Below are 24,510 nucleotides of genomic sequence, written 5' to 3'. Positions count from 1 at the left end.
TGTCCCCGGCGCGCGCGGCGCGGGGCTGGTTCAGTGGCCGACCCTGGCGCTGAACAGGCGCGCCGCGCGGGTCTACCGCTTCCGGGCCACCGCCCCGTGCCCCGGAATCACCCCGTCGTCCTGGCCCGGGACCGGCTGGCCCAGTTCCGGGTGCCGCTTGTGGACGATCTCGACGCCGGGCTCGACCAGATCGAGGCCGGTGAAGAAGCGGGTGAAACCTCGCGGGAGCGCAGGGCCAGGGTGACGCCGGCCGCCTTCAGCTTCTCGGTGGCGGCCGCCGACTCCTCGGGGGTGAAGTCGGCCGTGGCGTGGGTCATCATCAGGTAGCTGCCGGAAGGAAGTTCGGCCAGCAGCCGGCCGACCAGGTCGTGCGCGCCGTCCTCGTCGGGGATGAAGTGCAGCAGGGCGACCAGGGAGAGCGCGACCGGCCGGTCGAGGTCCAGGACCCGCCGGGCGCCGGCGACGATCGCGTCCGGATCGCGCACGTCCGCCTGCAGGTACTCGGTCGCGCCCTCCGGTGTGCTGCGCAGCAGGGCCGCGGCGTGGGCCGGCACGATCGGGTCGTTGTCGCAGTAAACGACCCGTGCCTCGGGCGCGACCTGCTGGGCGATCTCGTGCAGGTTCGGCTCGGTGGGGATGCCGGTGCCGATGTCGAGGAACTGTCGTACGCCCTGCTGGCGAGCCACCGGGTGGCGCGGTGCATGAGCGCGCGGTTGACCCTGGCCATCACCGGCACCCGGGGGTCGAGGGCCAGCATCTGACGACCCATCGTCTCGTCGACGGGGTAGTTGTCCTTGCCGCCGAGATACCAGTCGTACATCCGCGCGGGATGCGGCTTGCTGGTGTCGATCGCCACGGCCGTCGGGTCCTGCCCTGTCATGCGGCACTCCATGAGCGTCATGAGCGTCCGGCGCAATGAATGATCAAGTCGGTACCAAAGTAAGGAAGTTGAGCGAGTAGCAACATGCGGTTCAAGGTCAGGACAGCAGGAAGTCGGCCTCCCCCGCCTTGGCACCCTCGATGAACGCGGTCATCTCGGCGGTGGTGTAGATCAGCGCCGGCCCGTCCGGGTCGGTGGACTGCCGTACGGCGATCCGGCCGTCGGCGAGCTTCATCGCCTCCAGACAGTTCCCTCCGTTGCCGCCGCTCCAGGGCTTGTGCCAGCCCTCGCTGCCCAACTCCCGCGCCGGCATGCCGTTGTAGACGTGTCCGCGCGGCGTGATGCGATCCATTCACAGCTCCTTGCGGAGATCCCGGAGGATCTCCTTCGTGCGTTGTGCCGTAGCGGCCTGCGCCGCCATGCGGTCCATGACCTCGAGGTGGGTCGCCACCTCCGTGCGCGCGTCCAGATAGACGGCGCCGGTCAGGTACTCGCTGTAGACCATGTCCGGCAGCTCCGGCATGGCGAATCGGAACAGCACGAAGGGCCCGTACGTCCCCGGGTGCGGCCCGCTCGCGAACGGGGCGACCTGGAGCGTCACATGGGGCAGCTTCGTGGCCTCGAGCAACTTGTCGATCTGCGCGCGCATCACCTCCGGAGGGCCGACCGGGCGGCGCAGGGCGGTCTCGTCCATCACCGCCCAGAAGCGGGGGGCGTCGGGACGGGTGAGCAGTTGCTGGCGTTGCATGCGCAGGGCGACGTGCCGCTCGATGTCGTCCGGGCTGGTCTGGCCGATGGCACCGGACTTGAGCACACCGCGCGCGTAGTCCTCGGTCTGGAGCAGGCCGGGGACGAAGTGCGGCTCGTAGGAGCGGATGAGGCCGGCCGCGCCCTCCAGGCTTACGTACATGGAGAACCAGCCGGGCAGGATGTCGTGGAAGCGCTGCCACCAGCCGGGTTTGTTGGCCTCCTCGGCCAGCTGGACGAAGAGTTCGGCCTCGTCGTCGGCCACGCCGTAGGACTTCAGCAGCAGTTGCAGGTACGGGATCTTGAGGGCGACCTCGGCCATCTCCATACGGCGGACGGTGGCGGGCGCGACGCGCAGGACGCGGGCGGCGTCCTCACGCTTCAGTCCGGCACGTTCCCGCAGGTCCAACAGGCGTCGGCCGAGGACGACCTGGCCCACCGTCGGTGCGGACCGCGGTTCGCTCACGCTCTCACCTCCACCGAACGCCTCCACCGGACGCCTTCTGACAACCGAAGGTTTCCTGACAGATGTCTCCCGACAGCCCTGCGGCGCCATTCGAAGATGCATTCGAAGACCGGGACGGACCTCCGATGACCCCAATTGGCGCCGCTCGACGTGCTGTTGCGAGCAGTGTGCCACGGCCCCTGACCGAGTCACACAGCACTCTGCAATTTTCAGAGTGACACTTGCCAAGTGTTCACGGCGGGGAGATAGTGGCAAGCGTGATTCCGTCCGCGCCCTTAGGAACAGACGCCGCCGCAGACCACCCCGGTCTCGGTGCGGCCACGGGAGCAGCCCCTGACGGGGGCGCTGCCGGGCGCCGGTTCCGCTTCGAGCTGGCCGCACATCCGGGTTCCGTCGCCCAGGCGAGACGCCTCGCGCATGCCCGGCTGACCGGCTGGTCGGTGTGCGCGGACACCTGCGACAGCGCGGCCCTGGTCGTATCCGAGCTGGTCACGAACGCGATCGTGCACACCGCGAGCAGTCGGGTGGTGTGCGAGCTGCAGGATCACGACGACACCGTGCGCATAGCCGTACGCGACGAGGGCTGCGCCCCAGGCGAACCCCACCCGTCCCCGCAGCGGCCCGATGAGGAGCACGGGAGGGGATTGCTCCTCGTCGACGCGCTGTGCCGGGCCTGGGGCGCGCAGGAACACGGGCCCGGGCTGCTGGTCTGGGCCGAACTGGCCCGCCAGACCGACGCGGACCGCGGCACCGCCGCTCCGCGAGCCGACCTGGGCTGGGGCGCCCGTCCCAAGCCGGGCCGCCCGGACGACTCCGGCGAGGACGAGGCACCGGAGGGCCGGCAACGGGCCGCCGGGCACCTCCGCCCTCTCGCACCCGAGCCCCAGCACCGCCCCGGGGCACCGGACCCCCACCGCCACCGATTCCTGGACCGGCCACCCCACCAGTCTCTGCACCGAGCCCCCGAGCAGCACCGCGCCGGGGAGCGCCCGTGACCGCACGGCACGGCTCCGGCGGCCACGACCCCGGCGGCCACGGCCCGGACGGTCGCGAGTCAGATGCGCACGACAGCGGGCACCACGTCACGAGCCCCTTCCGGCCCGGCGCCGTCGGCGCCGCGCGTGCCCCCCGTACCGCCCTTGCCGTCGGTACCGCCGGCCAGGGCCCCGAGCGGTCCCTCGGTCTGGACACCCTGGTGCGGCTGCAACGGCACAGGTCCGTCCCGGACGCACCCCGCCGGCTCGCGGTGCCGGAGGGCATGACCGCACCGCTCGGCTGCGACGCCGTGGCCGTGCCCGACCGCCTCGGCCCGCTCGTCGTACCCCGGCTGCCACGGCTGGGCTGTGTGTACACCGACGGCGCCCGCTGGTGGTGGATCGTCCCGTCGGACTCCGACTACGCCCTCCCCTGGCCCTCTCCGGCGCACTACGCCCCCGGCGCCCTGGTCACCGGCACCGCACGGCTCATCCACCGTCCGGAGGGCACGGTTCCGTACACCCCGCCGATCCCGCTGTACCTGGCCCTGTGCCGGGTGACCGGGACTACTCCGGACTGGTCTCGGGCGGCGTGAGACCGCGCTCGCCTCGGCGGTGACGCCCGCTGGGGTGCGGGCTCGCCTTACACCCCCTTCACTCCCCCGCACTCCCCCCTCGCGCCCTCCCCCGCCACCCGTACGCCCGGAGATAGTGGCCGTTCCGTCACGCTCCGGGAGGCCAGGTGAGGAAGAAGCGGGGGACGCCCGAACCCGTGGTGTCGGGGTCGGAGCGGCTGCTGTTCGGGGGACCGCTGCGGTACGACATGGGCTGGAACGAGCACGCGGACGCCTTTCTGGAACTGAGCTTCCGGGCGATGGTCGTCCGGCTGCCCGGCATGCTGGCGTCCAGTCTGCGGCTGGCCCTGCAGGCCGATGCGCGGGCCGCGCGGATCGTCCTGGCCGCCGAGGCGCTGCGCGGCGCCGCCCAGGCGGTGAGCCTGCTGGCCGTGAACAACGCGCTCGCCAGGCTGCTGACCGGCCCGGACATCGAGCAGCGCCTCCGGTCGGCGGCCCCCGCACTGCTCGCCATGGCCGCCGTATCGCTCGTGGCCGTGCTGCTGCGGGCGGCCTCCACCCACGCCATCGGGCGGCTTGAGCCCAAGGTGGAGCGCGTGGCGACGGAGCTGTACCTGGAGCGGGCGGCGAACGTGGAGCTGGCCGCCATCGAGGACCACGCCTTTCACAAACTGCTGGACACCGCCCGGTACGGCGCCGAGTCCGCGCGCCGCATGATCTCCTACGGCGCCCGGGTGATCGGCGCGCTGATCTCGCTGATCGCGGCCGCGGGCGTGCTGGCGGTGCTGCATCCGCTCCTGCTGCCGCTGCTGGTCACCATGACCCTGCCGAGCGCCTGGAGCGCGCTGACCAACGCCCGGCGCCGCTACGAGTCCTTCCATGTCTGGGTGCAGCACGCCCGCGCCGGCCGGCTGATCAGCCATCTGCTCACCGAGCCGGCCGCGGCCCCGGAGATCCGGGTGCACGGGGTCGGCCCGTTCCTGCTGCGGCACTTCCGGTCCATGTCGGAGACGGCGGAGGCGGAGCAGGCCCGGCTGGCCCGGCTCGCCGCCCGGACCGGACTGATCGCGGCGGGCTGGACGGGCCTCGCCACGCTCGCGACCTACGCCACACTGGGGGCGCTGCTGCTGGCCGGCGCGATGGCCCTGTCGGTCGCGGGTACGGCGGTGATCGCGATCCGCACGGGTGCGTCGAGCCTGGACACACTGGTGCTGGAGATCAACCAGCTGCACGAGGAGGCCCTGTTCGTGGGGGATCTGCAGCGGCTGTACGTGGAGGCGGCCGAGCGGGCCGTCCCGGAGGGCGGCGAGGCCCTGCCGGAGGACCCGAAGGAGATCCGGTTCGAGCACGTCACCTTCAGCTATCCGAGTGACACGCCCGCCCCCTCCACCGGTGAGTTGCAGGCCTCCACCGGTGAGTTGCGAGCCGGCTCCGCCGGGTTGCGAGCCCGCCCCGCCCTGGACGACGTCACCCTCACGCTGCCGCTCGGCCGGATCATCGCGCTCGTCGGCGAGAACGGCTCGGGCAAGTCCACGCTGGTCAAGCTGCTCGCGGGCCTCTACACCCCGGACCGCGGCCGCATCCTGTGGGACGGCGTCGACGCGGCGCGGGCCGACCGGCGGCTGCTCGCCGAGCGGATTGCCATGGTGGCCCAGGACTTCAAACGCTGGCCGTTCACCGCCCGGGTGAACGTGGCCGTCGGCCGCTCGACCGCGCCCATCACCGAGGAACGGCTGGCCGCCGCCGTCGCCGAAGCGGGAGCCGAGGAGGTGGTCGCCGATCTGCCGCGCGGCCTGGACACGCTGCTGGCCCGCGACTTCAGCGGCGGGCACGAGCTGTCCGGCGGTCAGTGGCAGCGGCTCGGCATCGCCCGGGCGGCGTACCGGCGCGGGCGGGTGCTGATCGTGGACGAGCCGACGGCGGCGCTGGACGCGCGGGCCGAGCTGGAGGTGTTCGAGAAGATCCGGGCGCTGGCCGGCAGCGGGCAGACGGTCGTGCTGATCACCCACCGGCTGGCCTCGGTCCGGCATGCCGACCTGGTGCATGTGCTGGAGCACGGGCGGCTGGTGGAGTCCGGCACGCCTCAGGAGCTGCTGGCCAGGGGTGGTGTCTACGCCGAGCTGTACGCGCTGCAGGCGGAACAGTTCACGGCGCAGGTACCGGCGCCGAAGCCGGCCTGAGCACGGCCGACGGCGACAGCGTGCTCACTCGGCCGCCTCGGTCCCCCGCACGATCACCAGGAAGGTGTCCGTCGCGAGGTCCATGACCACTTCGGCGGGCAGGCCTTCCAGACGCCGCGCGTGCGCGAACTCCTCCGCGGGCCGGGAGCCCCGCGGACCACCGGCGGGAAAGCGCTCGAGCACCGTTCGCCCGTTCACCATCTCGCACCTCCAGAAAGCGTCGTACTCGTAGGAGTTAACGCCCAGGAGAAGGGAAACGCCTCGCTCGGTGACGGGACTGAGACATTACCTACACTCGTTCGGCGCGGAGCGTGCGGGACCGGTCACATTGAGGCATGAACCGCACCCTCCGTGTCAGTAGTCGTACTCGTCGTGAAGGCGAGTCCGGTCGCTGCCGGCGGGGCCGCGGCCGAGCGCGGTGAGGTCGAGCAGACCGGCGAGGGTGCCGAGTCCGTCCAGCCCGTCGTCGTACACCGAGTAGGTGTGGAAGACCCGGTCGCGGTCCCGCAGGAAGCAGCTGACGCCCGGCCGTTCGACCAGCCCCCGGTCCGACTCCACGGTGGCCTCGAAGTCGACGTTGAAGTCGCCGTGGGACGAGGGGCACGACGAGGAGTACCAGGGCACCACCCAGCCCATCCGCGCCTTGAACGGCAGGATCCGGGTGAACGGGGCCCTGGAGACGGCCGCGAAGGAGGTGTTGCGGGCCCGCAGGTGGGCGAGATGGCCGACCTGGTCCAGGAAGGCCGAGCAGCACGGGCAGCCGGTCTCCCACTCCGGGGCGAACATGAAGTGGTGGACGACGAGCTGGGCCCGGCCCTCGAAGAGGTCCACGAGGGTGGCCTTGCCGTCACCACCCTCGAAGACGTACTCCGCGTCGACCTCGACCATGGGCAGCCGCCGCCGCTCCTCCCCGAGCACCTCGCGGGCCCGTCTGACCGCCTCCTCCTTGCGCAGCAATTCCTCGCGCGCCGCGCGCCACCGCTCGCGCGAGACGATCTCCGGAAGCGACATGGGCCCTCCTGTCCTGCGGTCGGTTCCGGGTGGTGACCGCCGCCGGGCGCAGAACTCATCGCCGCGCGCGAAGATTTTTCCGGCACCTCGGACCCGCCGCGTCGCCGGCGTCCCGCTCCCGTACTCCAACTCCCTTACGGGACAGGCGGGTCGAGGGTGCGGGGTTACACCTTGATCCGCTGCACGGCGGGCAGCGGTACTTCGACTCCCTGAAGCCGCAACTCTCCCAGCGCGCCCTGGAGTTGCCCGATGTGCCGGGGCGTGAGCCGGCCCGTGTCGTCGAGGTGTACGGCGCAGGCCGTGGTCGTGTCGACAAGTCGCTCCAGGACGTCCGCGACGGCATCGGTGCCCGCGGTGTGCCGGGCGAGGGCGGGCAGTTCGGCGGCGGCGAGCGCGATGGCGGTGCGCGCCTCGGCGAGGGTGCGGTAGGCCTCCCGGCGCAGCGCCCACCGCTCGGCGCGGTCGTCGGACTCGGCGAGGACGTGCGCCAGATATGCGTGCGCGGCACTCCCGGCCGTGGCGAGCCGCTCCCGCACCCCGCCGCCGTGCTGCCCCGGCATCGGCAGATGCCCGACGACCAGTACGAGCGCGCAGGCCAGCAGGGTCTCGCCGATCCGGCTGAGGGAGGCCTGCGGCTCGCCGCCGGCCATGACCAGGGCGAGGACGAGGACGGTGACGACGGCGGTCAGCGCGGCGAAGTGCCGGGTGGCGACCGGCACGAGCGCCCCGCAGACCGCGACCAGCGCGATCAGCCCGGCCGGGCGTGGCAGCAGCGTGGCGAGCCCGGCGAACACCAGGGCGCCGAGCACGGTCCCGGCGGCTCGGCACAGCACGCGGGAGGCGAGCGGCCCGAGGTCGGGCTTGACGAGGAACACGGCGGTGGCGGGCAGCCAGTACCAGTGCTGGTGCTGGCCGTACCAGCGGGCGTGGTGGAGCGCTTGGGCGATGGCCGCGCTGGCCCCGAAGCAGAGGGCGACCCGTAGCCCGTACTCGCGTCCGCCGGTGCCGAGCGCGGCGCGTACGGCGTGTCGTACGTCCCGGCGGCGGGCGAGCGGCCGGTGTGGTGCGTCCTCGTCCCGGTCGAAGGCCTCGGCCGCGCGCAGCAGGGCGTCGTCGAGGGCGCGCAGGGCGGGGGCCGACCGGTGGGGGGCGGGCAGCGGGCCGGTGCCGGTGTTGCCGCGGACGGCGGCGGCGAGCCGCCGGGGCCCTGCCGCGGTCCGCGGGGAGACGGGCTCCCCCGCCCAGAACAGCGCGGTGGCGGCCTCGGCGAGCGGGAGGGCGGCCACGTACTGCGCATGCAGCCGGCGCTCAGCGGCGGAACTGGCGTACCGGCGCAGCCGGGGCCCGGCGAGGGCGTCCTGGGCCTGGTCGAGGGCGGCGGTGAGCGCGGCCCGCCGGGCCGTGGCGTGTTCACCGCCCACGGCGTCGAGGAGGGCGGCGACGGCGTCGTACACATCGGCCACGGCCTCCCGCTCCCCGTCGAACCGGAAGTCCCCGGCGAGGGAACCGGGCGTGGGCAGGGCGAGCCGCAGCAGAAGCAGCCAGCCGGCCCCGGCGAGGAAGGCGAGGGCCCGCTGCCAGCCGCTCTCGGCCGCCGGCATTCCGGCGCCGATCGCGGCGCCGACGAGCAGTTGCGTTCCCGCGGCGGAGGCGACAGGCCCGACCGCGCTGATGCCACCGGCGAGCAGTCCGAGCAGGGTGAGGGTCAGGGTCAGCGGTACGGCGGCCAGCGCATGCCCCGCATACGTCCCCGTGAGAAGCCCGAGCGCCCCGGCGAGCGCGGGCACCCCGAGCCGCTTGACGGAGGCGCGCCGGCTGCCCGGCCGGTCGTTGATGCCGGCGAGCATCGCGGCGATGGCGGCGAGGACGCCGGGGGCGGTGTGTCCCGTACCGACGCCGGCGAGCAGCAGCGGACCGGCGGCGAGCGCGCCCCGGGTCACCGCGCTCCAGGGAACGGGACCGCGCTGGGCGCGCAGGGCATGGGCGAGCCAGAGGGGGGCGGCGGGCCGGGACACGGGACTCCTGTCGTACGCGGGCGGGACGTGCCTTGCCTTCGGACGACGGCGGCCGGGTGGCTGTGCTTCCACGGTAGGGGGCGTTCTCGGTGCGAACGGGACGCTCACGTTTCCGGCACGTGAAAGGTGGCCGGGAGGGCCGGTTACTTTATGAACGCAATGCGCCGGCGACGATCTCCTCGGCCTCGGTCACGGCGGCGACGAGGGCCTCGGGTTCGGCCCGCAGCGCACCCACCACCGCGTCGATCCCCCGTAGTCCGGCCCGCTCCAGCAGCCGTTTCTCGTTCGTCACCCACTCGCCGCGTGCCGCCAGCACTCCGTGCGCGGCCTGGGCGGCGGCCGTCGCGACGGACCCGGCGGTCTCCGTGAGGCGGCCGTGGGAGGCGTGGTTGGCCTTTGCATAGGCGAGGGTGGCGCGGGCGGTGCCGTGCCAGCGCTCGGCGGCGGTGACGCGCAGCCTGGCCGGGTAGTCCGGCGGGCGGGGCAGGGTGCCTCGCAGCACCTGGTTGACGGCCAGTTCGGCCACGATCAGATAGGTCGGGATGCCGGCGAGATGGAAGAGCAGCGGCTCCACCCGGAACCGTCCCGCCTGCGCCTCCGCCAGCTCGTGCTCGACCACGTCCAGGTCCCGGTAGTGCACATCGACCCGGCGCCCGTCGATCGTCAGCCAGGCCCCGCCGTTGAAGACCCCGCCGCCCCAGCCGCCTACCTCGGACACCTCGCCCTCCCAGCCGACGGCCCGCAGGTCGTCGGGGTCGAAGGAGCCCCGGTAGTAGATCGCCAGGTCCCAGTCGCTGTCGTCCCGGTGAGTGCCCTGCGCTCGGGAGCCGCCGAGGGCGACCGCCCGGACGGCGGGGAGGGCGGCGAGGCGGTCGGCGGTACGGTCGAGGAAGACGGAATCGGGAAACCGGGGCGAGGGCTTGGACGTGGGCATGGGCTCAGCCTGCCGCAGCCGTCACGGAGTCCGCTCCCGAAATTCCGCGAGGCTTTCCGCTTCGACAACCTGGTCACAGCCCGTTGTCAGTGGCACGCGTTATCAAGGAATCGTAACGCAGTGTGACGACGGGGGAGGCAGTCGTGATGATCCAGGACGGCAGGGACGGGGCCGAGAGCGGACACGAGCGGGCGGGGGAAGCCACACGGCAGCAGGAGCACCGGGCGGATGCGCCGCAGCCGCGCACGCATGTGTCGATGGCGGGGCTGCGCGCTCGGGGATGGACACCGGGCATGGTCCGTCACCTGCTTGGCGAGCCCGATCTGCTGCGGAGCAACCCGCACTTCGACTCGGCACCGCGGACACGGCTGTATCGCCTCGACCGGGTCGAGGCGGCCGAGGACAGCGAGGAGTTCCGGGCCGTTTCGGCCGCCGCGGCCCGCCGGTCCGCGGCGGCGCGGGCGGCCGCGCTCCGGCGGCGTCGGGAGGTGCTGGCGCGGATCGCGGCGGAACCCATCGACGTGCCGCGTCTGGCAGCGCGCCGGCTCGCGGAGCTGGCGGTGGAACACCGCAACCAGCGGGACAGGAGGCGGGTGTACGAGCGGCGGAGGCATACGCCCGAACCCGCGACGGCACAGCCGGCCGATCAGCACACGCTCAACCGCTGGAAGGTCGACTACCTGCGCCGCCGGCTGACCCGGTACGACGAGCTCCTGGACGGTCTGCGCGGGAGCACGGGACGTGCCGCGGCCGAGGAACTGCTGCGCCGCCGGCTCTACGCCGCCATCGCCGAGGCGTACCCGGACCTCGCACAGGAGTGCGAACGGCAAGCGGGTGAACGACAGTCGGGTCCTCCGGGCGCATGACAGGCCAGGACGAAGATCCCGCAGCGAGGGGACGGCCTGCGCGGCTGTCCCTACGCTCCCGGCACATGAAGGATGATCAAGCCCTCCGGGTGCACGAACGTCTGACGGCCTCCCCTCTCCTGCGCCCCGTCGCCTTCGGTGAGGGACGGCGGTTCGGCCTCTGGGACCTGGCCGCGCTCACCGAGGGCGCCCTCGGCGCAAGCTGTGACCCGGACTCGCTCACGGTGTCGGCCGAGAAGCGGTTGCGACGCGAACTGGGCTCGGCCGGGCGGGAGTACACGCACAGCGACGACTTTTCGAGGAGGTACTGGATCTGCTCGTCGGGCACGTCCGGGCGGGGAGTCGTCGGCACCGTCGCCGTCGACACCTGGCCGACGGGCGCGGACGCGCTCCGCGTCACCTCGCTCCACGTCCGTCCGGCAGCACGGCGCAACGGTCTCGCCGGCGCCGTGCTGAACACGGTGTACGAAGCCTGCCGCGCCGCAGGGCTGCACGGATTCCGTCTGGACGCGTACTGGACCTGGCAGGAGGCCGTCCGTTACTACCTCAACCGCGGGCTGTGGGTGACCTCCTGGAAGCATGCCCTGGGATTCGCCAGGCTTTCGTTCCTGCCCGCGTACGAGGTCCGGGAAGAGGGCGGCGAGCTGAGTCTGTTCGTCGAGGGCGAACCGCTGCTGGCCGCCGGTGACGACGGACGGCGACTGCTGCTCCGGGAGACCGCCGGCTACCGGCGCATCGCCGGAAGACGTGAGCTGATGGGCGTGTACGCACGCTCCACGCTCGCTCTGCATCTCGCGGTCCGCGGGCGTCCGTTGGTGCGCGGTGAGGAGGAGTGGGCCAGGGCAGGCTGGTCGTGCGACATCGGGGAGCCGGAGAGGCTGGCCTACAAGATCGGCATTTTCGAACGCGTGGCCCGCGCGGACGGTTGGCGAGTGGAGAGCCCGTACGCCGACGCCTCCGCCATCGGCGTCCCGTCGGCGGAGGCGTCCTGGTAATTCGGATGCGTGCAGGGCCGAGGGGCCCGATCATCGGGATTCGTCGGGAAGTCGTCCACCGTCGTTTCAGGAGAGCAATCCCAGTGATCCAGCGCGTAACCGTCCCGGTCCTCTTCCCACCGCCCCGCTATTCCCACGCCTCCGTCGTCGAGGCCGGGACGAAGCTGGCCTTCCTCGCCGGATCCGTGCCGCTCGACGAGAAGGGGGAGATCGTCGGCCCGGGGGATCCGGTACGGCAGGCCGAACAGGTGATCGCCAACCTCCGGGAGCAACTGGCCGCCGTCGGCAGCGACTTGGCACACGTCGTCACGACGGATGTGTACGTCGTGAGCAGCGAGACCCCGGTACTGTCCGCGGTGTGGGAGGTGGTGGAGGCCTCCGGGCTGAGCGCGGGTCCGCACTCGTCCACGCTGCTCGGGGTCGCCTGCCTCGGCTACACCGGGCAGCTGGTGGAGATCACGGCCACGGCCGTGGTGCCGGAGCCGGAGGGGAACCGGTGACGGACGGGGTCGTGCTGCGCCGGGCCGTGGCGGCGGACGCCCGTGCCGCCGCGGATGTGTATCTGCGGTCCTTCGACACCGCCCTGCCCACCGTCGTCCGGCCGCACACCGACGACGAGGTCCGGGAGTACATCCGGGATGTCGTGGTGCCGTTCCGGGAGACCTGGGTGGCGGAGGCCGCCGACGGCGGGATCGTCGGGCTGATGGTGCTGGACGGGGAGTTGCTGTCGCAGCTGTACCTGGACCCGGAGTGGCGGGGGCGCGGTGTCGGTGACCGGTTCGTGGCGCTGGCCAAGGAGCGCAGCCCGGGCGGGCTGAACCTGTGGACCTTCCAGGTCAACAGACCCGCCCACCGCTTCTACGAGCGCCATGGTTTCGCCGCGGCCGAGTTCACCGACGGCAGCGGGAACGAGGAGCGGGAGCCGGACGTGCGGTATGTCTGGCGGCCCTGAGCCCGGCCGGCCTCCCACCGTGGCGACGGGAAACCACACCTGGCGACTCACCGCGCCGGCCGTCCCCATCTCCTCCCCTTGGGCAGCGGTCTGTCGTAGCTGCCCGCGCGGCTGGTGGTCAGGCCCAGGGCGACCAGGGACTCGGCGAGCTTGACCGCCGCCGCCACGCCGTCGACCACGGGGACCCCGAGCTTCTCCCCCACCGCCTGCTGCAGTCCGGTCATCCCGGCGCAGCCCAGGACCAGGACCTCGGCGCCCGCGTCCCGGGCCCGCTCGGCCGCCGTCAGGAAAGCGGCCTCGGTGCGGCCCGGATCGTCGGCGAGGTCGAGGACGCCGAGGCCGGTGCCGACGACGGCGGCGCAGTTCCGGGCCACACCGGCCGTCTCCAGGCTGTCCTCGATCTGACCGCGGGAGCGGTCGAGGGTGGTGACCACGCCGTAGCGGCGGCCGAGGAGACACGCGAGGTGGGCGGCGGCCTCGGTGATGTCCACGACCGGGACGTCCACCAACTCCCGCACGCCTTCCCGGCCGTGCTCGCCGAAGCCGGCCAGGACGACGGCGTCGTACGGAGGTCCGTCGTACGTCCGCAGGGTGTCGAGGACGGCGGCGGCCGAGAGATAGCTGTCCAGCCAGCCTTCGGCGGACGCCGGGCCCCAGGCGGGGGTCAGACCGGTCACCTTGGTGGCCGGGCCCGCGGCGGCGCGGGCGCCGCGGACGATCTCCTCGGTCATCTCCTGCGTGGTGTTGCAGTTGGTGACGATGATCCGCACGCCGGTCAGACCTCCCTCGCCGTCGTCGCGCGCTCCCGGCGGGTCAGCAGGGCGTACAGGCCGGCGGCGAGTGCCGTGCCGATGAACCAGGAGTACGGCGCCACATCGCTGAAGCTCTTCACCAGCGCCACCACGGCGGCCACCGCGGCGGAGGGCAGGAACGCCCACAACGCCGTCGGGTTGACGCCCCTGCGGTAGTGGTACGGGGTGCCCTGCCGGGCGTCGAACAGCGCGTCGACGTCGACCTTGCCGCGCTTGACCCAGTAGTAGTCGACCATGATCACGCCGAACAGCGGGCCCAGGAAGGCACCGAGGCCGCCGAGGAAGTAGTTGACGACGGTCGGGTTGGAGAAGAGGTTCCAGGGGGTGACGAGCAGCGCGGCCACCGTGCTGATCATGCCGCCGACCTTGAAGGTGATCTTCTGCGGCCAGACGTTGGCGAGGTCGTACGCCGGTGAGACGAAGTTGGCGACGATGTTGACGCCCATGGTGGCGACCGCGAACGTGAACGCGGCGATCACGAGCACCCAGGTGTTGCCGACCTTGGCGACCAGTTCCGCCGGGTCGGTGATGGCCTGTCCGAACGCCTTCAGCGAGCCGGCCGTGACGATCACGGAGACGACCACGAACGCGGTGGAGTTGATGGGCAGTCCCCAGAAGTTGCCGCGCCGGACGGTCCTGTAGTCGGGCGCGAAGCGGGAGAAGTCGCAGAAGTTGAGCATCAGCGTGCCGTAGGTGGCGAGGATCAGGCCGATCGCGCCGAACCACTGCCGCCACTGCTCACCGGTGGACACCGGGTGCGGGGTGGAGGTGAGCGAGATGCTCCAGTGCGCCTTGGCCAGGACCCAGAGGGCCAGTGCGATCATCACCAGCCAGATCGCCGGACCGCAGAAGTCCTGGAACTTCCGCACGGCCTCCATGCCCTGGCTGATGATCAGCGCCTGGATCAGCCAGAGCGAGACGAAGGAGATCCAGCCGAGCGCGTTCAGGCCGAGGAAGGAGTGGTGGGTGAGGGAGTCGAGGCCCGGCCAGGCCGCCAGCAGCATCACGTTGACGGCGACGGAGGCCAGATAGGTCTGGATGCCGTACCACATGATGGCGATCACGGCCCTGATCAGCGCGGGGATGTTGGCGCCCCAGACGCCGAAGCTGATCCGGCTGACCACCGGGAAGGGCACGCCGTGGCGCTGGCCGATCCTGCCCATCCAGTTCATGCCGGCGTAGATGAGCACGAAGCCGACGAGCAGGGAGGTGAAGACCTGCCAGACGTTCATGCCGAGGACCAGCAGGCCGGCGGCGAAGGTGTAGTTGCCGAGGTTGTGGACGTCGGACATCCACATGGCGAAGAGATCGAAGACCTTCCAGTTCCGCCGCTCGGCGGGGGCGAGGTCCTCGTTGACGAGACGGGGGTCGGGGACGAAGGCGGGTACGCCGGTGGCTTCGGCGCGGTCGGCGAGGGACACGGGGCCTCCTGGACAGGGGGACGAAGGGGCCATACCGCAGGAACTCGGACGGACCACCGGCAGGGAGGCCGACAGCCAGTCGCGTTTGGTATACCAAACTCCTGACATAGTGCAGCCGTCAAGCGTTCGGACCGATGTCGTTGCCGTTACGACCCCGTAAAAGTCGCCCCGTGTCGGCGAAGATGGGGCCATGACGAAGATCGAACCCCTGGGCGCGGTGCGCGAGCGCGTCCTGGCGAGCCTGCGGGAGGACATCATCTCCGGGCGCCTCGGCCCCGGTGACCGACTCGTCGAACGGGAGCTCGCCGAGCGGTTCGGGGTCTCCCGCGTGCCGGTGCGGGAGGCGATCCGTGCGCTGGTCGCCGAAGGCTTCGTCCTCTTCGAATCGGCCCGCCGCACGGTGGTACGCCGACTGGATCCGACCGACGTCAGAGAACTCTTCGAGCTGCGCGAGGCGCTGGAGGTGTACGCGGCGGGGCTGGCGGCGTCCAGGGTGACCCCCGAGGCCCTGGCGGAGCTGCGGGACCTGCTCGACCAGGCGGCGCGGGCGACGAAGGAGGGCGACGCCGAGGCGATCACGGACATCAACACGCGCTTCCACGACGGCATCCGCGCCCTGGCCGGCAACAGCCTGCTGATCTCGGTCATGGAGCCGGTCGACGGCCGCCTGCGCTGGCTCACCCGACGGAACGAGGAATGGCCCCAACTCCTCACCGAGCACCGCGAGTTGTACGAGGCGATCGCCTCCGGTGACCCCGACCGCGCCCGCGCTCACGCACTCGACCACGTCCGCGCCAACTACCGCTCGACGGTACGGCACCTGTTCGGAACCGACCCCAGCGACGCCGGCTGAAGGACCACTGCGGGCTCTGGCGGGCGGATGGCGGGCGAAGGGCGGCGGCTGGAGATCGGTCACCGCAGGCCGGCTGCCTCCGCTGCCGTGCCCAGTACTTCGCGGAGCATCTCCGCGGTGAGCCGGCCGGTGAAGGTGTTGCGCTGGCTGACATGGAAGCAGCCGAAGAGGTCCAGGCCGTCGAGCGCGACCCGGGTGCCGTGGGCGAAGGCCGGGCGGGGCCTGGGCACGGTCCAGCCCGCCTCGCTGAACGCGGGCAGCGCGGCCTGCCAGCCGAAGGCACCGAGCACGACCGCGGCCCTCAGTGTCGGGCGCAGCAGCCTCAGCTCCTGTACCAGCCAGGGGCGGCAGGTGTCCCGCTCGCCGGGGGTCGGCTTGTTGGCGGGCGGGGCGCAGTGCACGGGCGCGGTGACACGGACGCCGTACAGTTCCAGCCCGTCGTCGGCACTGACGGACGTGGGCTGCGAGGCGAGCCCCTCGTCGTACAGCGCCTGGTAGAGCACGTCTCCGGAGCGGTCGCCGGTGAACATCCGGCCGGTGCGGTTGCCGCCGTGCGCGGCGGGGGCCAGCCCGATGATCACCAGCCGTGCGTCGGCGGGGCCGAAGCCGGGCACCGGCCGGCCCCAGTACGTCCAGTCGGCGAACGCGGCCCGTTTCGTCCGGGCCACCTCCTCGCGCCATTCGACCAGCCGAGGACAGGCCCTGCAGTCCGCGACCCGCCGGTCGAGCCGGGCGAGGGCGCTGCTGTCGTCCATACGGCCACCGTATGCCCCATCGGCCCTCGTGCACGCCGCGCCCAGGGCCGCCGCCGCGAACCCGCGGATCGCCACCGGCACGGGCACCGACCGCCGGCCACGCGCACCGCGGATGTCCGCCGCAGCCGACTGCGGGAGGGGCGGGGGACTACGGCACCAGCGAGGCACGGCGCATTCATCGGGGTCCGCCAGGCGGGGCGGCCGGGCCGTGCGCTGCACCGGCGCCCAAGACACCCGGCGCCCAGGACACCCGGCACCCGGCACCCGGCACCCCGCCATCCAGGGAAAATCGCCTCCGGCTCACCCGGCCCGGGGAGTTAAGGTCGGGGGCATGGCTTCCGAGGATGCGGACGAGAACGTGAACCGTGGGACCAGCGGACCGGATGGGCCCCGCTCCGCCGAGGACGCCCAGGACTCACAGGACTCACAGGACGCCCTGGGGTCCGGCGCCTCCACCGAGCAGCCGGCCGATTCGAAGATCGCCGGCGCGGTGGCCGCCGCCGAGGCCGCGGGGCCGGGCAAGGGTGAGACGGTCCGGATCGACAGCTGGATCTGGGCCGTGCGTCTGATCAAGACGCGTTCCCTGGGCGCCGCCGCCTGCCGGGGCGGCCACGTCCATGTGAACGGCGAGCGGGTGAAGCCCGCCTACTCCGTGCGCGTCGGCGACGAGGTGCGCCTACGGCACGAGGGCCGGGAACGGATCGTGATCGTCAAGCGCCTGATCCGCAAGCGGGTCGGCGCTCCCGTGGCCGCCCAGTGCTACGTCGACAACTCCCCGCCGCCTCCGCCCCGCGAGGCCATTGCCCCCGCCGGGCTTCGCGACCGCGGCACCGGCCGCCCGACCAAGCGCGACCGCCGCGAGATGGAGCGCCTCCGCGGCCTCGCGGGCCCAAGTCTTCCGGGTGGCTCCGGCGCCTTCGGCGCCGCCCCAGCCCCCGGCGGCTTCGCCAGCCCGGGTGGGCCCGGCAGCCCTGGTGGGCCCGGCAGCCCTGGTGGGCCCGGGGGCCGCGGTGGGCCCAGATCGGGCGGCCGCGGCGGGTCCGGTGCGCGCGGTGGATCCGGCGGGTCCGGCAGGTCCGGTGGGTCCGGCAAGCGCGGTGGATCCGGGTCCGGCGGGACCGGTGGGCATCCCCGGGGACGGTGACCCGAAATCGGCACCCCGCAGGAACCGGTCTGCACCGCCGACCGAAAGCCCTCGACCGGCCGGCATGGATCCGGATCCCACGCGGCCCACGGGCATCACCGTGGACAGCGACCCGAAAGCCGCACCCCGCAGGAACCGGTCCGCGCCTCCGCACCAAACCCCACACCAGCGACACGGACCCGCATCCCACGCGACCGACAGGCGTCACCGCGGACAGCGACCCGAAACCCGCACCCCACACCAAGCGGTCCGCGCCGTCGGCCGGCCCCCGTGCCCGGCCGACGGCGTCGGTGCCGCGCCCGGGTCACCGCCGCCGCAGCAACCGCAGCAGCTCCCCGTTGTGCTCGCGGCGGGCCCAGGCGATCAGGGTGAGCGGCACCATGAGGATCAGCGGGGTCGCCGCGTTCTGGCCGTCGAAGACCGTGAGCTGGACGATGAACGCGCCCACCATCAGCGCGCTGAGCGCGATCGCCGCCACGGACTGCAGCACGGGGATCAACAGCGCGACGGCTCCGGCAAGTTCGAGCGCGCCGATGGTGTACATGGCCCCGCTGCCCCAGCCGATCTTGTCGAAGGACTCGACGGCCGAGGGGTGCGCGATGAGCTTGGGCAGCGCGCTCGCGATGCCGTAGAACAACGCGAGCAGCACCTGCACGGTCCGCAGCGCGACCCGGGCCGCGCGCCTGCGGCCGCTGAGGGAGCCGGTGGGGGTGACGGGAGCGGTGGTCTCGGACATGAGGGTCTCCTGGGGAAGCGGTGCCGATTGCTTTCACCGAGGTAGACCGGACAGGGTCCGGGAACTCATCGCTGTCGGGCAGCCCCGTCCGCCCGAGTGCCCGCTATGCCTTCGGCACCGCCCGCACCCACATGCGGTCCGGTGTCAGATACGTGTCCACCTCCAGCCCCGCTTCCTCCAGTGCCGATTCGAACTGCTCCTTGGTCAGCGGCCGGGCCAGGAACGTGTGGGTCCAGTGCGCGTCCGGGAAGTCGTACTCGACGTGGACCGAGTTCACGCCGTTGCCGACCGGCTCCGAGGAGACGATCCGTACGGTGAAGCCGCTCGGGTCGACCCGCTCCCTGGGCACGTTCGTGTGGTAGTCCTCTCCCTCCCGCTGGATGAGCACGCAGCCGTCCTTCGCCACATGCCGGGCGCAGGTGCGCAGCAGACCTCGGCGCACCTCCTCGTCACCGGCGTGCACGAGGAACGACGCCAGCATCACCACGCCGAACGTCTCGCCGCCCAGGTCCAGTTGCTCGATGGGGCCGCATATCGTGCGCGCCCCGCGGATCCGGCTCAGCATGTCGGCGGACTCGTCCACCGCCGTGACCGTGAAGCCGCGCTCGAGCAGGGGGTGGGTCATCCGACCCACTCCGCTGCCCAGTTCCAGGATGTGCGCCCCGGCCGGTACGGCCCCGGCGATGATGTCCGGCTCGTCGCCCACCGGCAGCCGCTCGTACAGCTCGACCGCGCAGCCGTCCGGGGTGATCGCACCGGGTCCCGTGCCCTCGTATCCCTCACGCATTTCGACCGTCATGCCCGAACAACGGGCCGCCCCCGCACGGCCGTTCCCGTGCGCCGACAGTTCACCCGTTCGAGTTGCTTCGCCCTGTTCGACCTGAGCTCAGCCCCACTGTCCGGCCGGCAACGGAAACCACCCGCGCCCGATGTACCAGTGCCCGCCCGCCCGCAGATGGTCCCCCACGGCCCGCTCCACGGACGTGCGTGCGGGCAGCTCCGCGGCCGGCAGGTCGGGGTCGCCGAAGACGAACTGGACGGGTTCGGTGTCGGCCGGCTCGGTGTCCTCGCGGACGGTGCGGAACCGGTCCTGGAAGCGGACGATGTTGGAGTCGGCCGGCAGGTACCGCTTCAACTGCGGGTCGAGCAGCCAGGAGTGGCACAGTGCGGCCACCGGCCGCTCCTCGGGGAAGTGCACGGCGAAGAACTCGCGAGCCCAGGCCAGCGAGCGGTCGCAGGCGGACGGGGTCAGCGGGCCGTGGAAGTCGGGGATGTGCAGGTTCAGACAGGGTGTGCCGGGGGCGGCGTCCAGGCCGGCCGCCGCGAGCACGGGAGCCGAGCGCTGTCCGAGCCGCGCCCGCTCGAACTGCAGCCGGCCCAGCTGGTAGAGCTCGCCCCGGAAGTGGCGGACGAGCCAGCGCCGCGCATGCACGCCGGTCGTACCGTGCCGTCTGCGGTGCACGGCCATCTGACGGCCCAGGTCGGCCAGGGTGCGCCGGGAGACCTCGGGCGGGATGCCGCGTTCCCGGTGCCGGGCGAGGGTGTGCGGGGCCGCGGCGACGAAGACGTACACGGGGAAGACACCGGTCAGCTCGGCCGGCGCCGCGTCGAAGAGCTCGCCGAGATCGGGTGGGTGGCCGGTCCCCTCCGGGCCGCGGAACAACTCCTCGACGCACTCCTCCAGGAGCCCGAGCACTCCCGGGTCACCGGTCACCCGGCGCAGCCCGGCCACCAGATCGTTGATGTCCTCGTGCGGTACGGCCAGGTCGAGGAGCAGTTGGGGCAGGTCGTCGGCGTCCGGCAGCAAGGAATCCCCCTTCGACGAGCGACGGTCGAGCGCCGTTGGTGTACGTCGTCACCGAAGAGTACGTTGCAAGCAGGAGTGGTGTTCCGATGCGTACGGGTAGTGAACCGGCGACCGCGCGCAGTGCTCTGCGGGCGCGGTTCTGGCTGTCCGTGTGGGGGCTGGTCTGGGCGGTCTTCGGCACGGTGGCGTTCGCGCTCCTCGGACGCCCCGGCTGGGCGGCGGCCTGCGGGGTGCTGTGGCTGGTGGTCACCGTCGACATGGCCATGATCGTCAGACACATCCGGCAGGGCCCGCACTATCAGCCGGGGCGTGATGTGCCGCCGTACCGGCCGCCGGACAGCGGACCACCGTTCCCGGGCCCGCCGAGGCACCGGCATCCGTGATCGACCAGGCTGGTCGGCCCCTGGTCACTCGGTCGCCGAAGGGTCAGTCGTCGAAGCGTGCCGCCTTCAGGTACCTCGGGTTCGGGTCCAGCGCGGCCGCGAGACGGAAATGGCGTTTGGCCTGGTCGGGGCGGCCCTGGCGTTCGTAGGTGCGGGCCAGGGCGAAGTGCGCGAACGCGTTGTCCGGCTCGCGCTCCAGCACGATCGTGAACTCCAGCTCGGCGGGCCGCAGTTGTGCCGCGGCGAAGAACGCACGCGCGCGCAGCAGCCGGGCCGCGGTGTTCTCCGGGTGCGCGGCGATGACCGGGTCGAGCAGCTTCACCGCGCCCCTGGGGTCCCGTGAGTTGAGCAGCTGCTCGGCTGCACGGAAGTCGATGACATGCGTCTCCGGCGTACGTCCGGTGGAACCGCTGGTCTCGGGCACGGCAGAGTCCTTCCCTCACTGCACGCTTTCAACGCCCGCGGGAGGGCCGCTATTCCGGCGCTACTGCGCGGTACCCTCGCGCGCCCGCCGTACGAGGTCCTCCCACACCTCGGCGACGCGCTTGTGCAGCGCGTCCAGCGGGACGTCGTTGTCGATCACGATGTCCGCGATCTGTCTGCGCTGCTCGCGGGTCGCCTGCGCGGCCATGCGCGCGCGTGCGTCCTCCTCGGTCATCCCGCGCAACCGGACCAGCCGGTCGAGCTGGGTCTCGGTGCTCGCGTCCACGACCACCACGAGGTCGTACAGCGGCGCCAGGCCGTTCTCCGTGAGGAGGGGCACGTCGTGGATCACCACGGCGTCGGCGGCCGCGGCCTCCTCCAGCTCGCGGGAGCGGGCGCCCACCAGGGGGTGCACGATCGAGTTGAGGACGGCGAGCTTCTCCGGGTCGGAGAAGACGATCGAGCCCAGTCTGGGCCGGTCCAGGCTGCCGTCCGCGGAGAGGACGTCCTCGCCGAAGGCCTCGACCACGGCGGCGAGGCCCGGAGTGCCCGGCGCCACGACCTCACGCGCGATGCGGTCCGCGTCGATCAGCACGGCCCCATGCTCCACGAGCAGCCGTGACACCTCGCTCTTGCCGGCGCCGATCCCACCGGTCAGGCCCACCTTCAGCATGTCCGGAAGCTTAGGCCCTGCCACTGACAGCGGGCCCGGCGGAGGTCAGTTCTCGCCTTCCCGCTCCGCCAGGAACCGCTCGAACTCGCGCCCGATCTCGTCGGCGGACGGGATGTCCACCGACTCGGCGAGCATGTTGCCCCGGGTCTCGGCGCCCGCAGCGGCGTCGTACTGGTGCTCCAGGCCCTGGACGAGCGCGGTGAGTTCCTCGTCGCCCTCCTGGATCTGCCGGTCGATCTCCGTCTGGGTGCGGTGCGCGTCCGTGCGCAGCGAGTGCGCGATGCCCGGGAGCACCAGCCCGGTGGCGGCCGTGACGGCCTCCAGGACGGTCAGGGCGGCGTCCGGGTACGGCGAGCGCGCGATGTAGTGCGGGACGTGCGCGGCGACGCCGAGGACGTCGTGCCCGGCCTCCATCAGGCGGTACTCCACCAGCGACTCGGCGCTGCCGGGCACCTGCGCCTCCTCGAAGGGGCTGCGGTGGCCCGGGACGAGGTCGGTGCGATTGCCGTGCGGGGTGAGATCCACCGGGCGGGTGTGCGGGACGCCCATGGGAATGCCGTGGAAGTTCACGGAGAGGCGGACGCCGAGCCGCTCCACGATCTGCCGTACGGCCGCCGCGAACCGCTCCCACTCCACGTCCGGCTCGGGCCCGGAGAGCAGCAGGAAGGGGGCACCCGTGGTGTCCTGGACGAGGCGGACCTCGATGGCAGGGACCTCGTAGTCGGTCCAGCGGTCCCGCTTGAAGGTCAGCAGGGGCCGGCGGGCCCGGTAGTCCACGAGCCGGTCGTGGTCGAAACGGGCGACGAGCTGGTGGGGCAGTGAGTCGAGCAGCCGGTCGACGATCTGGTCGCCGGTCTCGCCCGCGTCGATGTATCCGTCGAAGTGGTAGAGCATGACAAGGCCGGCCGACTCCTGGGCGAGCGCCATGTCGACGACGGCGAGGCCCTTCGGCTCCCATGCGTACAAACCCTGCGGATCAAGCACTGTGACCGCTCCTCCTCGTGTTCCTCAGGGTCAACGCCCCCTGGAACGCGGTCATTCCCGCGACACGCCGCTGATCAGCGATCTCACGGACGGGTAGGCCATGACGAACCGGCACGCGAAGAACAGGAAGGCCGCCCCGAACGCCTGAGGGGCCGTACCTCGAAAGGTACGGCCCCTCAGAGCCGGCTATCGGCTAAGCCCAGCGGCTAGCGTTCAGCTCTGGCCACCGGCGAGCTTCTCGCGCAGCGCGGCCAGCGCCTCGTCCGAGGCCAGCGCACCGGAGGTGTCCGCGCCCTCGGAGGAGTACGAACCGCCGGTCGCGGCCGGAGCCGCAGCCTCGCCACCCTCGGCCGCAGCAGCGGCGTCGGCCTCGCGGGACTTGATGACCTGCTGCTGGTGCTGCTCGAAGCGGGCCTGCGCCTCGGCGTACTGGCGCTCCCACTCCTCGCGCTGCTTCTCGTAGCCCGGAAGCCAGTCGTTGGTCTCCGGGTCGAAGCCCTCGGGGTAGATGTAGTTGCCCTGGTCGTCGTAGGACGCGGCCATGCCGTACAGGGTCGGGTCGAACTCGACCGACGCCGGGTCGGCACCGAAGGACTCGTTGGCCTGCTTCAGGGACAGCGAGATCCGGCGACGCTCGAGGTCGATGTCGATGACCTTGACGAAGATCTCGTCGTTGACCTGGACGACCTGCTCCGGAATCTCCACGTGGCGCTCGGCCAGCTCGGAGATGTGGACCAGACCCTCGATGCCCTCGTCCACGCGGACGAACGCACCGAACGGAACCAGCTTCGTGACCTTACCGGGCACGACCTGGCCGATCTGGTGGGTGCGGGCGAACTGCTGCCACGGGTCTTCCTGGGTCGCCTTCAGCGACAGGGAGACGCGCTCGCGGTCCATGTCGACGTCGAGAACCTCGACGGTGACCTCCTGGCCGACCTCGACGACCTCGGACGGGTGGTCGATGTGCTTCCAGGACAGCTCGGAGACGTGGACCAGACCGTCGACGCCACCCAGGTCCACGAAGGCACCGAAGTTGACGATCGAGGAGACCACACCGGAGCGGACCTGACCCTTCTGCAGGGTCGTGAGGAACGTCTGGCGGACCTCGGACTGGGTCTGCTCGAGCCAGGCACGGCGGGACAGGACCACGTTGTTGCGGTTCTTGTCCAGCTCGATGATCTTCGCCTCGAGCTCCTTGCCGACGTACGGCTGGAGGTCGCGGACGCGGCGCATCTCGACCAGGGAGGCCGGGAGGAAGCCGCGGAGGCCGATGTCGAGGATGAGACCACCCTTGACGACCTCGATGACGGTACCGGTGACGATGCCGTCCTCTTCCTTGATCTTCTCGATGGTGCCCCAGGCACGCTCGTACTGGGCGCGCTTCTTCGAGAGGATCAGGCGGCCTTCCTTGTCCTCCTTCTGGAGGACCAGGGCCTCGATCTCGTCGCCGACGGCCACGACCTCGTTCGGGTCGACGTCGTGCTTGATCGAGAGCTCGCGGCTCGGGATGACACCTTCGGTCTTGTAACCGATGTCGAGCAGGACCTCGTCCCGGTCGACCTTCACGATGACGCCGTCGACGATGTCGCCGTCGTTGAAGTACTTGATCGTCTCGTCGATCGCTGCGAGGAAGGCTTCCTCGTTACCGATGTCGTTGACCGCTACCTGCGGGGTGGTGGCGGTGGTCTCGGTGCTGCTCGTCATGTGGGAAAGGGCTCCGGTACGGACATTGAAGTCGTAGGTACTGCTTACGCCGGGAGCCCGTTTCGCTCTGCAGAAGCCGGACAGCCAAGGAAGCGCCCCACCAGATACTGGTGACGGCGCCTCGACAACCGAGGGGACATACAACAGATGCGAGCGCAGCCTGCTACGTCTGAGGAGCGCAGGCCCGCAGCGCAACTTGTAGCATACGGGGGCAGCCGGA

The 24,510-nt window shown here is 71.8% G+C and carries 26 protein-coding genes and 1 pseudogene; 10 read left to right on the top strand and 17 right to left on the bottom strand.

Translation table 11 applies throughout. The features are described from left to right. Positions 1-72: 72 nt before the first annotated feature. From ACWCQS_RS10930 to ACWCQS_RS10920, 3 genes and pseudogenes are all read right to left on the bottom strand, one after another. Positions 73-880: pseudogene (locus ACWCQS_RS10930) on the bottom strand (SAM-dependent methyltransferase). A gap of 97 nt (positions 881-977) precedes the next feature. Then, positions 978-1,232, bottom strand: a complete 255-nt coding sequence (locus ACWCQS_RS10925) for a DUF397 domain-containing protein (RefSeq protein ID WP_388621247.1) — start codon at positions 1,230-1,232, stop codon at positions 978-980. Next, entirely contained in the window at positions 1,233-2,093 is an 861-nt protein-coding gene (locus ACWCQS_RS10920) for a helix-turn-helix domain-containing protein (protein WP_451004127.1), read from the bottom strand. It abuts the gene before it with no gap. 221 nt (positions 2,094-2,314) lie between these two features. On the opposite strand from ACWCQS_RS10920, the gene ACWCQS_RS10915 reads away from it, so the two are divergent. The 3 genes from ACWCQS_RS10915 to ACWCQS_RS10905 all read left to right on the top strand — a co-directional run bounded on the left by ACWCQS_RS10915 (position 2,315) and on the right by ACWCQS_RS10905 (position 5,822). Then, the gene (locus ACWCQS_RS10915) at positions 2,315-3,088 is read left to right on the top strand and encodes an ATP-binding protein (RefSeq protein ID WP_451004126.1); all 774 of its coding nucleotides are present in this window, start codon (positions 2,315-2,317) and stop codon (positions 3,086-3,088) included. Positions 3,089-3,276: 188 nt separating this feature from the next. Continuing rightward, positions 3,277-3,663: a hypothetical protein gene (locus ACWCQS_RS10910; protein WP_388622311.1), complete on the top strand. Its 387-nt coding sequence runs from the start codon at positions 3,277-3,279 to the stop codon at positions 3,661-3,663. Between the two features lie 146 nt (positions 3,664-3,809). Beyond that, positions 3,810-5,822: an ABC transporter ATP-binding protein gene (locus ACWCQS_RS10905; protein WP_451004125.1), complete on the top strand. Its 2,013-nt coding sequence runs from the start codon at positions 3,810-3,812 to the stop codon at positions 5,820-5,822. 24 nt (positions 5,823-5,846) lie between these two features. Here the strand turns inward: ACWCQS_RS10905 and ACWCQS_RS10900 are convergent, their stop codons facing one another. The 4 genes from ACWCQS_RS10900 to ACWCQS_RS10885 form a co-directional block, all read right to left on the bottom strand. Further along, positions 5,847-6,023 (bottom strand): hypothetical protein, encoded by a 177-nt coding sequence (locus tag ACWCQS_RS10900; RefSeq protein ID WP_450980585.1) that lies wholly within the window; start codon positions 6,021-6,023, stop codon positions 5,847-5,849. A 153-nt stretch (positions 6,024-6,176) separates the two neighbouring features. Next, positions 6,177-6,833, bottom strand: coding sequence for a DUF899 domain-containing protein (locus ACWCQS_RS10895; RefSeq protein ID WP_451004124.1), 657 nt, complete (start codon positions 6,831-6,833; stop codon positions 6,177-6,179). 164 nt (positions 6,834-6,997) lie between these two features. Beyond that, a complete protein-coding gene (locus ACWCQS_RS10890) occupies positions 6,998-8,848 on the bottom strand; it encodes an FUSC family protein (RefSeq protein ID WP_451004123.1) in 1,851 nt (616 codons plus the stop codon). Between the two features lie 148 nt (positions 8,849-8,996). Next, positions 8,997-9,782 carry a nucleotidyltransferase domain-containing protein gene (locus ACWCQS_RS10885; protein ID WP_451004122.1) on the bottom strand — a complete coding sequence of 262 codons (786 nt, stop codon included), beginning with the start codon at positions 9,780-9,782 and terminating at the stop codon, positions 8,997-8,999. A gap of 146 nt (positions 9,783-9,928) precedes the next feature. Here ACWCQS_RS10885 and ACWCQS_RS10880 point away from each other — a divergent pair, with 146 nt between their 5' ends. From ACWCQS_RS10880 to ACWCQS_RS10865, 4 genes are all read left to right on the top strand, one after another. Beyond that, positions 9,929-10,648: a hypothetical protein gene (locus tag ACWCQS_RS10880; protein WP_451004304.1), complete on the top strand. Its 720-nt coding sequence runs from the start codon at positions 9,929-9,931 to the stop codon at positions 10,646-10,648. A gap of 65 nt (positions 10,649-10,713) precedes the next feature. Further along, positions 10,714-11,643, top strand: coding sequence for a GNAT family N-acetyltransferase (locus tag ACWCQS_RS10875; RefSeq protein WP_451004121.1), 930 nt, complete (start codon positions 10,714-10,716; stop codon positions 11,641-11,643). A gap of 83 nt (positions 11,644-11,726) precedes the next feature. Next, positions 11,727-12,143, top strand: coding sequence for a RidA family protein (locus ACWCQS_RS10870; protein ID WP_451004120.1), 417 nt, complete (start codon positions 11,727-11,729; stop codon positions 12,141-12,143). Beyond that, positions 12,140-12,595: an N-acetyltransferase family protein gene (locus ACWCQS_RS10865; RefSeq protein ID WP_451004119.1), complete on the top strand. Its 456-nt coding sequence runs from the start codon at positions 12,140-12,142 to the stop codon at positions 12,593-12,595. The genes ACWCQS_RS10870 and ACWCQS_RS10865 overlap by 4 nt, the downstream gene beginning before the upstream one ends. Positions 12,596-12,642: 47 nt before the next feature. Here the strand turns inward: ACWCQS_RS10865 and ACWCQS_RS10860 are convergent, their stop codons facing one another. Together ACWCQS_RS10860 and ACWCQS_RS10855 are read right to left on the bottom strand one after the other, a co-directional pair. Further along, positions 12,643-13,365 carry an aspartate/glutamate racemase family protein gene (locus ACWCQS_RS10860; RefSeq protein WP_451004118.1) on the bottom strand — a complete coding sequence of 241 codons (723 nt, stop codon included), beginning with the start codon at positions 13,363-13,365 and terminating at the stop codon, positions 12,643-12,645. A 5-nt stretch (positions 13,366-13,370) separates the two neighbouring features. Next, entirely contained in the window at positions 13,371-14,828 is a 1,458-nt protein-coding gene (locus tag ACWCQS_RS10855; RefSeq protein ID WP_451004117.1) for an NCS1 family nucleobase:cation symporter-1, read from the bottom strand. A 190-nt stretch (positions 14,829-15,018) separates the two neighbouring features. Here ACWCQS_RS10855 and ACWCQS_RS10850 point away from each other — a divergent pair, with 190 nt between their 5' ends. Next, a complete protein-coding gene (locus tag ACWCQS_RS10850) occupies positions 15,019-15,681 on the top strand; it encodes a GntR family transcriptional regulator (protein ID WP_451004116.1) in 663 nt (220 codons plus the stop codon). 59 nt (positions 15,682-15,740) lie between these two features. On the opposite strand, the gene ACWCQS_RS10845 is transcribed toward ACWCQS_RS10850, so the two are convergent. After that, positions 15,741-16,436 (bottom strand): uracil-DNA glycosylase, encoded by a 696-nt coding sequence (locus ACWCQS_RS10845; RefSeq protein ID WP_451004115.1) that lies wholly within the window; start codon positions 16,434-16,436, stop codon positions 15,741-15,743. Between the two features lie 331 nt (positions 16,437-16,767). Between ACWCQS_RS10845 and ACWCQS_RS10840 the strand changes: the two genes are divergently transcribed. Then, a complete protein-coding gene (locus ACWCQS_RS10840) occupies positions 16,768-17,580 on the top strand; it encodes an RNA-binding S4 domain-containing protein (protein ID WP_451004114.1) in 813 nt (270 codons plus the stop codon). A 304-nt stretch (positions 17,581-17,884) separates the two neighbouring features. Here the strand turns inward: ACWCQS_RS10840 and ACWCQS_RS10835 are convergent, their stop codons facing one another. The 3 genes from ACWCQS_RS10835 to ACWCQS_RS10825 all read right to left on the bottom strand — a co-directional run bounded on the left by ACWCQS_RS10835 (position 17,885) and on the right by ACWCQS_RS10825 (position 20,123). Continuing rightward, positions 17,885-18,316, bottom strand: coding sequence for a DoxX family protein (locus ACWCQS_RS10835; RefSeq protein WP_451004113.1), 432 nt, complete (start codon positions 18,314-18,316; stop codon positions 17,885-17,887). 103 nt (positions 18,317-18,419) lie between these two features. Beyond that, positions 18,420-19,103: a class I SAM-dependent methyltransferase gene (locus ACWCQS_RS10830; RefSeq protein ID WP_451004112.1), complete on the bottom strand. Its 684-nt coding sequence runs from the start codon at positions 19,101-19,103 to the stop codon at positions 18,420-18,422. Positions 19,104-19,202: 99 nt separating this feature from the next. Further along, entirely contained in the window at positions 19,203-20,123 is a 921-nt protein-coding gene (locus tag ACWCQS_RS10825; RefSeq protein WP_451004111.1) for an acyltransferase domain-containing protein, read from the bottom strand. Between the two features lie 86 nt (positions 20,124-20,209). On the opposite strand from ACWCQS_RS10825, the gene ACWCQS_RS10820 reads away from it, so the two are divergent. Beyond that, positions 20,210-20,506: a DUF6343 family protein gene (locus ACWCQS_RS10820; RefSeq protein WP_451004110.1), complete on the top strand. Its 297-nt coding sequence runs from the start codon at positions 20,210-20,212 to the stop codon at positions 20,504-20,506. Positions 20,507-20,549: 43 nt separating this feature from the next. Here ACWCQS_RS10820 and ACWCQS_RS10815 read toward each other — a convergent pair whose 3' ends face one another. The 4 genes from ACWCQS_RS10815 to rpsA all read right to left on the bottom strand — a co-directional run bounded on the left by ACWCQS_RS10815 (position 20,550) and on the right by rpsA (position 24,290). Then, a complete protein-coding gene (locus tag ACWCQS_RS10815; RefSeq protein WP_451004109.1) occupies positions 20,550-20,930 on the bottom strand; it encodes a tetratricopeptide repeat protein in 381 nt (126 codons plus the stop codon). Positions 20,931-20,990: 60 nt separating this feature from the next. After that, the gene (gene coaE, locus ACWCQS_RS10810; protein ID WP_451004108.1) at positions 20,991-21,602 is read right to left on the bottom strand and encodes a dephospho-CoA kinase; all 612 of its coding nucleotides are present in this window, start codon (positions 21,600-21,602) and stop codon (positions 20,991-20,993) included. Between the two features lie 45 nt (positions 21,603-21,647). After that, positions 21,648-22,586 carry a PAC2 family protein gene (locus tag ACWCQS_RS10805; protein ID WP_451004107.1) on the bottom strand — a complete coding sequence of 313 codons (939 nt, stop codon included), beginning with the start codon at positions 22,584-22,586 and terminating at the stop codon, positions 21,648-21,650. 213 nt (positions 22,587-22,799) lie between these two features. Next, the gene (gene rpsA, locus ACWCQS_RS10800; RefSeq protein WP_023551529.1) at positions 22,800-24,290 is read right to left on the bottom strand and encodes a 30S ribosomal protein S1; all 1,491 of its coding nucleotides are present in this window, start codon (positions 24,288-24,290) and stop codon (positions 22,800-22,802) included. Positions 24,291-24,510 lie beyond the last annotated feature (220 nt).

The sequence above is a fragment of the Streptomyces sp. NPDC002076 genome, assembly GCF_053593835.1.
The sequence above is the reverse complement of the archived record's forward strand: the minus strand, read 5'-3'. Positions and strand labels throughout refer to the sequence as shown.